This is a genomic window from Chrysiogenia bacterium (assembly GCA_020434085.1).
Classification (GTDB): Bacteria; JAGRBM01; JAGRBM01; order JAGRBM01; family JAGRBM01; genus JAGRBM01.
This window is the reverse complement of sequence record JAGRBM010000350.1, coordinates 1-8322: the sequence shown is the minus strand read 5'-3', so window position 1 is coordinate 8322 and position 8322 is coordinate 1. Positions and strand designations below refer to the sequence as shown.

7 protein-coding genes are annotated in these 8322 nt (G+C 66.6%); all 7 read right to left on the bottom strand.

The features are described 5' to 3' along the window. A partial coding sequence (gene murD / locus KDH09_12225; GenBank protein ID MCB0220456.1) for a UDP-N-acetylmuramoyl-L-alanine--D-glutamate ligase occupies window positions 1–1065 on the bottom strand: 1065 nt, incomplete at its 3' end. A gap of 6 nt (window positions 1066–1071) precedes the next feature. Then, window positions 1072–2145, bottom strand: coding sequence for a phospho-N-acetylmuramoyl-pentapeptide-transferase (locus KDH09_12220; GenBank protein ID MCB0220455.1), 1074 nt, complete (start codon window positions 2143–2145; stop codon window positions 1072–1074). Then, window positions 2145–3587: a UDP-N-acetylmuramoyl-tripeptide--D-alanyl-D-alanine ligase gene (locus tag KDH09_12215; protein ID MCB0220454.1), complete on the bottom strand. Its 1443-nt coding sequence runs from the start codon at window positions 3585–3587 to the stop codon at window positions 2145–2147. The genes KDH09_12220 and KDH09_12215 overlap by 1 nt, the downstream gene beginning before the upstream one ends. After that, window positions 3584–5125: a UDP-N-acetylmuramoyl-L-alanyl-D-glutamate--2,6-diaminopimelate ligase gene (locus KDH09_12210; protein ID MCB0220453.1), complete on the bottom strand. Its 1542-nt coding sequence runs from the start codon at window positions 5123–5125 to the stop codon at window positions 3584–3586. The genes KDH09_12215 and KDH09_12210 overlap by 4 nt, the downstream gene beginning before the upstream one ends. Window positions 5126–5172: 47 nt before the next feature. Then, window positions 5173–7212, bottom strand: coding sequence for a penicillin-binding protein (locus KDH09_12205; protein MCB0220452.1), 2040 nt, complete (start codon window positions 7210–7212; stop codon window positions 5173–5175). Continuing rightward, a complete protein-coding gene (gene ftsL, locus KDH09_12200; GenBank protein MCB0220451.1) occupies window positions 7212–7577 on the bottom strand; it encodes a cell division protein FtsL in 366 nt (121 codons plus the stop codon). Before ftsL ends, KDH09_12205 begins: the two co-directional genes overlap by 1 nt. Beyond that, window positions 7577–8322, bottom strand: a 746-nt coding sequence (rsmH, locus tag KDH09_12195; protein ID MCB0220450.1) for a 16S rRNA (cytosine(1402)-N(4))-methyltransferase RsmH, incomplete at its 5' end; no start/stop codon positions are given. The genes rsmH and ftsL, both read right to left, overlap by 1 nt.

Below are 8322 nucleotides of genomic sequence, written 5' to 3'. Positions count from 1 at the left end.
GTGCTTGCTCACGCCGCCGGCCACCAGGATGACCGGCCCGGCAAAGCCCTTGAGGCTCTCGCACACGGCGCCGACGTTCGTCCCCTTGGAATCATCGAAGTAGGAGACGCCCGAGACTTCGGCAACGAACTCGCAGCGGTGCGGCAGCCCCTTGAAGGCGGCAATTCCCGCCTCGATCTGCGCGTCGCTGAGCCCGAAGGCTTCGGCCGCAGCGACGGCCGCAAGCAGATTCGCCAGATTGTGGCGTCCGGTGAGCTTCGAGCCCGAGAGATCGATGTGCGTCCCGGCGGCGCTCCGTGCGCTCTCACCATCCAGGCGCACGCAGCCCCAGCCAGCGGGCGCCTGCGCGTTCTTGAGCGTAAAGCCCACGCAGCGTGCGGCAATGCCCTGCGCGCTGTTCATCGCGGCCGGATCGTCGAGATTCACAACGGCGGTGCCGTCGGCCGGGACGAGTGCGAGCAGGCGCGCCTTGGTGGCGCGGTAGTGTTCGAAGGAATCGTAGCGATCGAGATGGTCTTCGGTGACATTGAGCAGCAGCGCCACTTTGGGGTGCAGGGATTCGAGCGTCTCGATCTGGTAGCTCGAAAGCTCCAGTACCAGCGCATCGAAGTCCGCGCCGGCAGCCTCGAAGACCGGGCGCCCCAGGTTCGCGCCAACAAATACGTTGCGACCGGCGCCGGCAAGCATCTCGCCCAGCAGCGCGGTCACCGTGCTCTTGCCGTTGGTACCGGTCACGGCGATGGTCGGCGCGCTCAGATACGGCGCGGCGAATTCCACGTCGCCCACAAGACGCAGGCCGCCGGCAGCGGCGCGGCGCAGCGGCTCACTTGAGAGCGGCACGCCCGGGCTCACCATCACGATGTCGGCGCCCTCGAACGCGCCCTCGGGATGGGCGCCCAGGAAGTGCTCGACCCCAGTAAGCGTCGCGAGCGCTTCGGCCAGCTCGGACTCCGCGCGGACGTCGGTGACGCGCACGCGCGCGCCCTGCCCAAGGCAGAAGCGCGCAGCGGCCAGCCCGGCAGCGCCCAGGCCGACGATCGTCACGGTTTTGTCCTTCAGATTCACGCGCGCCTACCTCAACTTCAGGGTCGAAACCCCTGCCAGTGCCAGAATGATGGAGATGATCCAGAACCGAACAATCACTTTGGGCTCGGGCCACCCCAGCAGCTCGTAGTGATGGTGGAGCGGCGCCATCTTGAACACGCGCTCGCCGGTGCGCTTGAACCAGAACACCTGGATCATCACGCTCAGCGTCTCCACCACGAAGATCCCGCCCACCAGGGCGAGAAGAATTTCCTGCTTGGTCAGCACGGCCACCGTGCCGATGAGGCCGCCGAGTGCGAGCGAACCCACGTCGCCCATGAACACCTCGGCCGGATAGGAATTGAACCAGAGGAACGCAAGCCCCGCGCCCACGGCGGCGGCGCATACCACGCACAGCTCGCCGACGCCGGGGATGCTCGGCACCAGCAGATACTCGCTGTAGACCGCGTTGCCCGCGATGTAGGCAAAGAGCGTATAGGTCGCGGTCGTCGTGATGACCGGACCGATCGCCAGGCCGTCCAAACCATCGGTGAGATTCACCGCATTGGAGGCCCCCACGATCACCAGAATCACGAAGGGAATGAAGACGATTCCAAGGTCGGGATCGAAGTCCTTGAAGAAGGGAACCGCCAGGTCGGTGCCGAACTCGCTGTAGTAGAGATAGGCGCCCGCCGCGAGCGCGCCGGCGGTCTGCACCAGCAGCTTCACCTTGCCGGGCACGCCTTTGGAATTCTTGTGCTTGACCTTGAGGTAATCGTCGGCAAAACCGAGCGCGCCGTAAACAGCCGTCACACCCAGCACGATCCACACGTAATCGGTATCGAGCCGCGCCCACAGCAGGGTCGGCACGAAGATTGCCGCCAGGATGAGCACGCCGCCCATGGTGGGGGTGCCCGCCTTCTGCAGGTGCGTCTCGGGACCATCGTCGCGGATGCTCTGCCCGGCCTTGAGGACGCGCAGGCGCTCGATCATCCAGGGCCCAAGCAGCACGCCCATCCAGAATGCGGTAATCGCCGCACCCAGGGTGCGGAAGGTGATGTAGCGGAACACGTTGAGCATGGCCCACCGGTCTGCGAGATCGACGAAGAGGTGGTAGAACATCAGCGACCTCCCTCCCCGTCTTCGGCGTGGCCTTCGCGTTCGAGGCGCGCCAGCAGCGGGTCGGCAATGCGCTCCATGCGCGCGCCGCGCGAGCCCTTGATGAGCACGCTGTCGCCGGCCTTCATGCCGCGGCCGATGGCGCTCATGATCTCTTCGTGGGAGGGGAAGCTCTCGGCGTGCTGGAGCCCCGCCTTGGTCGCCGCCTCGATGACTTCGTCGGCAAACATTCCCGTATAGAGCAGCCAGTCGATCCCCTGGCGCGCCGCCTCTTCGCCGAGCGCACGGTGGAACTCGCGCGACTGGGAGCCGAGCTCATTCATCTGTCCCAGAATGGCGATGCGCCGCCCCTTGCAGGGAAGCTGCGCGAGGGTTTCCAGCGCCCGGCTCATGCTGGTGGGATTGGCGTTGTAGCAATCGACCAGCAACATCGTGCCGTCAGCGCCCACGCGCACCTCGCTACGCATCTGCGCCGGGCGCACGCGCTCGAGCGCTATGGCAACCTTCTCGAAGGGAATCCCCATCTCCAGCGCCGCGGCCGAGGCCATCACCGCGTTGGAGACATTGTGCGTGCCCACCAGCGGCAGGCGCACCAGTTGCGACTTTCCATAGGCACGGAGCGTGAAGCTCATGCCGTCTGGACCGGCCGCCACCACTTCTTCAGCAACAACGTCAGCATCATTTCCTTGTACCGATACCTTGACCTTCTTGCCGGCGAATTCGCCCGCAAGGGATACAGCCCCCGGATCGTCCTCGTTGACAATGATCGTGCCCGAGACCGCCACGTGGCGAAGCAGCTCGCCCTTGGAGCGGCGCACGCCCTCCAGGCTTCCAAAACCTTCGAGGTGCGCGGGCGCGATGTTCGTGAGAATCCCCACCCGCGGACGCACCATGCGGGCGAGCGCATCGACCTCGCCCGGACCGCTCGCCCCGATCTCGACGACGGCGTACTGATGTTTGCTCTCCAGCCGAAGCAGGGTGAGCGGCACGCCTAGTTGATTGTTGAGATTCCCGCGCGTGGCCAGCGTGGGCGCATGGGCGCCGAGCAGCGCGGCCAGAATTTCCTTGGTCGTCGTCTTGCCGTTGGAGCCGGTAATGGCCGCCACGCGAAGCTCGCCCATCGCGCTGCGATGCGCGGCGGCAAGGCGCGCCAGCGCGGCTTCGGGCTCGTCCACGGCAACCAGCGCGATGTTGCGGTAGCGACGGAGCTTGTGGATGAACGCCGGTTCGGCACGATCGTCGGCAATCACCGCCCCGCCTGCGCCCTGGGCGATGGCCGCCTCCACGTAGGCGTGGCCGTCGGCGCTCTCGCCGCGCAGGGCAAAGAAGAGCTCGCCGGGCTCGAGGCTGCGCGAATCGATCGCGCCCGCGGGAAAGTCCTCGCGCTCGGCCATGAGCACGCGGCCCGAGGCCGCCTCGCGCAGTTCATTCAGGGAAAAACTCACTGGCTCTCCCCCTCCTCGCGCGCGCGCAGCGCCTCTGCGGCAACCAGCCGATCGTCGAAGGGACGCTTCTCGGTCCCGACGATCTGATAGTCCTCGTGACCCTTCCCGGCGATCATCACCAGATCACCGGGAAGGGCCCGACCGACTGCGAGCGCAATGGCCCGCCGCCGATCGACTTCGACGAGGTGCTGGGTGCCTTCTTTCCCACGCAAACCTTGACGCGCATCGCTGAGAATCTGCTGGGGATCCTCCGTGCGCGGATTGTCACTTGTCAGGATGGCCAGGTCGGCCAGCTCGCTCACGGCCTGCGCCATGAGCGGACGCTTGGCGCGGTCGCGGTCGCCGCCGCAACCGAACACGCAGATGAGCTGGCCGTCGGTGAGGCCCCGGCAGGAGGCCAGCACATTGCGAAGCGCATCGGGGGTGTGCGCATAGTCGACAAGCACCGTGATCCCGAGGCTGTTTTCCACCGGTTCCAGGCGGCCCGGAACGGCCCGCAGGGCCGCAATGCCGGCGGCGATCTTCTCGAGCGGAAGCCCGAGCGCGACGCCGGCGGCGATGGCGGCGAGCGTGTTGTAAACATTGTGCTCGCCCATGAGCGCGCCCATCACGCTCATCTCGCCCGCCGGGGTGTGCACGCGGGCGCTCAGGCCCGCGCTGCCCCAGGAAAGTTCGGTCGGGAAGACATCGACGCCGCGCTCTGCGCCGCTTGCCGCGCGCGCCGAGGCGCCCAGCCCGTAGCTGATCACGCGGCGAGTCCCCGAGACTTCGTCGATGAGGCGCGCGCCGTAAGGATCGTCGGCGTTGATCACGCAGGTCGCATCTGTCTTCACCTGCTGCGCGGCAAGCTGGCTCGTAAAGAGCAGGCGCTTGGCCGCGAAGTAGTCGTCCATGTCGGCGTGGTAGTCGAGGTGGTCCTGGGTGAGGTTCGTGAACACCGCCACGTCGAACTCGAGGCCCGCCGTGCGTGCCTGCGAGAGGGCGTGGGAGCTGACCTCGATGACGGCGCTTTTGGCATCGGCCGCGCGCATCTTCGCCAGCAGTTCCTGCAGCTCGATCGCGCCGGGCGTGGTGTGTGTAGACGGGAAGCGCTGGGCGCCCACGCGAAACTCCACCGTTCCCAGCAGGCCGGGGTTGAGCTCCGCGGCGCGAAGCACGCTCTCGACGATGAAGGCCGTCGTCGTCTTGCCGTTGGTGCCGGTAATACCGACGAGCTTCATGGACTCGGAGGGACGGCCCTGCACGTTGGCTGCCATCACGCCAAGGGCGGCGTGGGCATCGTCGACAAGGATTGTCGTGAGATCGGAGCGAGCCGCAAGGCTCTCGAACAGGTCGGCGCGCTCGATCACCACCGCGCGGGCGCCCGCGGCAATCGCGGCGTCCACATAGTCGTGACCGTCCGCGGCGCTACCGGGCAGGGCGACGAAAACATCGCCTTCGCTCACGCGCCGCGAATCGCAGACGAGCGCGCGCACCGCTACCGGCTCGCCGCTCATGCGCTGGGCTACAACCCCGTTCAAAGACTCCTCCAAATTCATCCGGTTCTCACGCGGCCCTTACCCCGACCGCGCGCTCCGCTACGCCCTCATCCGGGCGGCCTCAACTCAAGACTGACTTTCATTCCGGGCTCGAGCGGCGCGCCCGGCGGGGGCATTTGCCCCACCACCACGCCGTGCCCCTGCCAATGCAGCGACACGCGCCCGGCGCCCTGCCAACCGATCACGTCCCGAAGTGCCATCCCCATGAAACTCGGAACGCGTCCGTCGGACGCGGCAATGGACTGACCGGTGGCCGAGTCCAGGCTCGCAACTTGAAACGCAGTGCCCGAAAGCGCTGACGCACCCTCCCCAGGGTGCGCGGCGTGCTGCGTAATCGAACCAATCAGGTCGCCGACGGGATCTTCGAGTGTGATGTCGTCGGCTGCCTTGTCAGGTGGAACCTCCAGGTAGGCGAGTGCCTGGGAGGCAATTCGCGCGAAGGCCGGCCCGGCGGTACCGCCGCCGGAGACCATCCCCTCGGGCTCATCCAGGGTGACCAGGATGACCAGGCGGGGCGCGCTGGCCGGGACGTAACCCAGAAAAGACACAACGCGCAACTGGCTGGAATACTTCCCGGTTTCCGGGTCGATTTTCTGGGCCGTGCCCGTTTTTCCCGCCACCCGGTAGCCCGGGATCTGGGCATTGCGACCGGTACCGTCGTCGGCGACGACCTTTTCAAGAATCCCGGTGATGCGCCGCGCGGTGGATTCACTGAGCACCCGGTCCACAACCTGGGGCACGGTGCGCTGGATGAGCCGTCCCTCGCCGTCGCGCACTTCCTTGAGCACGGTGGGCTTGTGAAGGATGCCCTCGTTGGCCAGCGCTCCGGCGGCGGCAACCATCTGGATCGCGGTGACGCCCATGCCCTGGCCGAAGCTGATCGCCGGAAGCGACACGCCGCTCCAGCGGCTTGGTGCCGCCAGCAGGCCGTCGGCCTCGCCGGCCAGGTCGATCCCCGTCGCATGGCCGAAACCAAAGCGCCGGAGGTAGTCGTAATACTTCTGCCCACCAAGACGCTCGGAGATCTTGATCGCGCCGATGTTCGAGGAAACGCGCAGGATGTTCGCCGCGCTCAGCCAGCCGTGGGGCTTTGTATCGTGGAAGGTGCGGTCATAGACCTCGTAGTCGCCGTTCTCGCAGAAGAAGATGTCGTTTGGAGCCACAACGCCCTCTTCCATGGCAGAGGACAGCAGGAAGGGCTTCATCGTCGAACCGGGCTCGAAGATGTCGGTCACGGTCCGATTGCGGAACTCGTTACTGGTGAACTTCTCGAAGTTATTGGGATCAAAGCGCGGCTCAACCGCCATGGCGAGGATCTCGCCGGTGCGCGGATCCATCACCGTGGCAGTGCCCGCCCTGGCACCGGTCAGCTCGCGCGCATCTGCCAGCTCGCGCTCGGCGATGCTCTGGATGGTCGAATCGATGGTGAGCGTGAGGTGGTCGCCCTTGAGTTTTTCGAGCGAGCCCAGCCCGCGCGCAAGAATCGCGCGGCCGCGCGCATCGCGTGCGCCGACCACTTCCTCGGCATTGCCGCGCAGGAAACGGTTGTAGGTGTATTCGATGCCTTCGAGGCCCACCGAGTCGATGCCTGCAAAGCCCAGCACGTGGCCGGCCAGCTCGCCGCCGGGATAGTGGCGCTTGGATTCTTCAATGAAACCAATGCCGCTGAAATCCAGGGCACGCACTTTGGTAATCTTGTCGGCGTCCACCTGACGGGCGACCCACACGAAGCCGCGGTTTTTCTGGGACAGACGCTTGCGAAGCGGAGCCTCTTCGGTATCGAGGATTTTCGCGAGCTTCTTCGCCGCATCCGCCGCGTCTTCGAGCTCGGCGGGCTGGGCGAAGATCGATTCCACCGGCAGGCTGATCGCCAGTTCTGCGCCGTTGCGATCGAAGACCATGCCGCGCCGCGCCTTGAGCGTCACCTTCTTGGTGTGCTGGCGCGCGGCCATGGCGTTGAGCTTGTCAGCCGAGCGCACCTGCAGATCCCACGCGCGCACCAGCAGGCCGAGCGCCCACAGCACGCCCAGGCCGCCCAGGACCATGACCCGGCGCCGGATGCGCCGTTCGGTGTGGGGATCCATCATCACTGCGAGGAATCCTCCAGCACGATGACCTGACCGGGCGCGGGAACGCTCATGCCCAGATCCTCGCGGGCGATCTTTTCAAGCCGCTTGGGGTCCTTGAGCGTCGCCAGCGTATAGAGCAGGCGCCGGTGTTCCTTGTCGAGTTCCTGCTCTCGCTGCTGGTTGACCGAGAGTTCGTAGGCGACCTCGATGCGGTGCATGCGCAGCCACACGTAAGCCAGCGAGAAGCACACGGTCAGCCCGATGAGCACCACGAAATACATCGTCCCCGGGCCCGAACGCGGCTTGGCCTGGCGGCGCATGGCCTTGGCCACGCGCCCGCCGCGGCTGACCGCCTGCTGGCTGATGCTGACGCTGGTAGCCATCAGGCGGCGCTCCTCTCAAGCACGCGGAGCTTGGCGCTGCGCGAGCGGGGATTGGCGGCGAGCTCTTCCTCGCCGGGGGTGAGCGGCTTGCGCGTGATCACCCGGTAGTGGGGCGCGTGCACGGGCTGGCCGGTAATGGGATCTTTTTCGACGGCGGCGAGCGCGACGAAGCGGCGCTTTACGAGCCGATCTTCGAGCGAGTGGAAGCTCACCACCACCATGCGGCCGCCGGGGGCCAGAGAGGTCGGCAGTTCTTCGAGCGCGCGCTCAAGGGCGCCGAGCTCGTCGTTGACGGCAATGCGCAGCGCCTGAAACATCCGCGTCGCCGGGTGCACGCGCGAGTGGCCGCGGTAGAGTCCCTCGGCGAGCTTGGCGAGCTGCGCGGCGTCCTCGATGGGACGTGCTTCGACGATACGGCGCGCCAAGGCGCGGGCCTTGGGTTCTTCGCCATAGTCGCGAAGGATGCGCGTGAGCTCTGCCTCACCGAGGCTGTTTACAAGATCTTTGGCCGAGGGGCCCTCGCTCTGGTCCATGCGCATGTCGAGGGCGCTGCCCTCCTCGAACGAGAACCCGCGCGCGGGATCGTCGAGCTGGTCGCTGGAGATGCCAAGGTCCATGGCGATGCCGTCGACCGCTTCGATGCCAAGCTCGCCCAGCACCCGCGGGGCGTCTTCGAAATTGGCCTGCACCAGCTCGCAACGCGCGGCGAGCTGCTCGCCCAGCACCTGCCGGGCGCGCCCCAGAG

Bases quoted from the DNA above. Each gene is read 5' to 3' on its own strand.
- KDH09_12220 (MCB0220455.1), bottom strand. From the start codon at position 2,145: ATGTTCTACCACCTCTTCGTCGATCTCGCAGACCGGTGGGCCATGCTC.
- KDH09_12210 (MCB0220453.1), bottom strand. From the start codon at position 5,125: ATGAATTTGGAGGAGTCTTTGAACGGGGTTGTAGCCCAGCGCATGAGC.
- KDH09_12205 (MCB0220452.1), bottom strand. From the start codon at position 7,212: ATGATGGATCCCCACACCGAACGGCGCATCCGGCGCCGGGTCATGGTC.
- ftsL (MCB0220451.1), bottom strand. From the start codon at position 7,577: ATGGCTACCAGCGTCAGCATCAGCCAGCAGGCGGTCAGCCGCGGCGGG.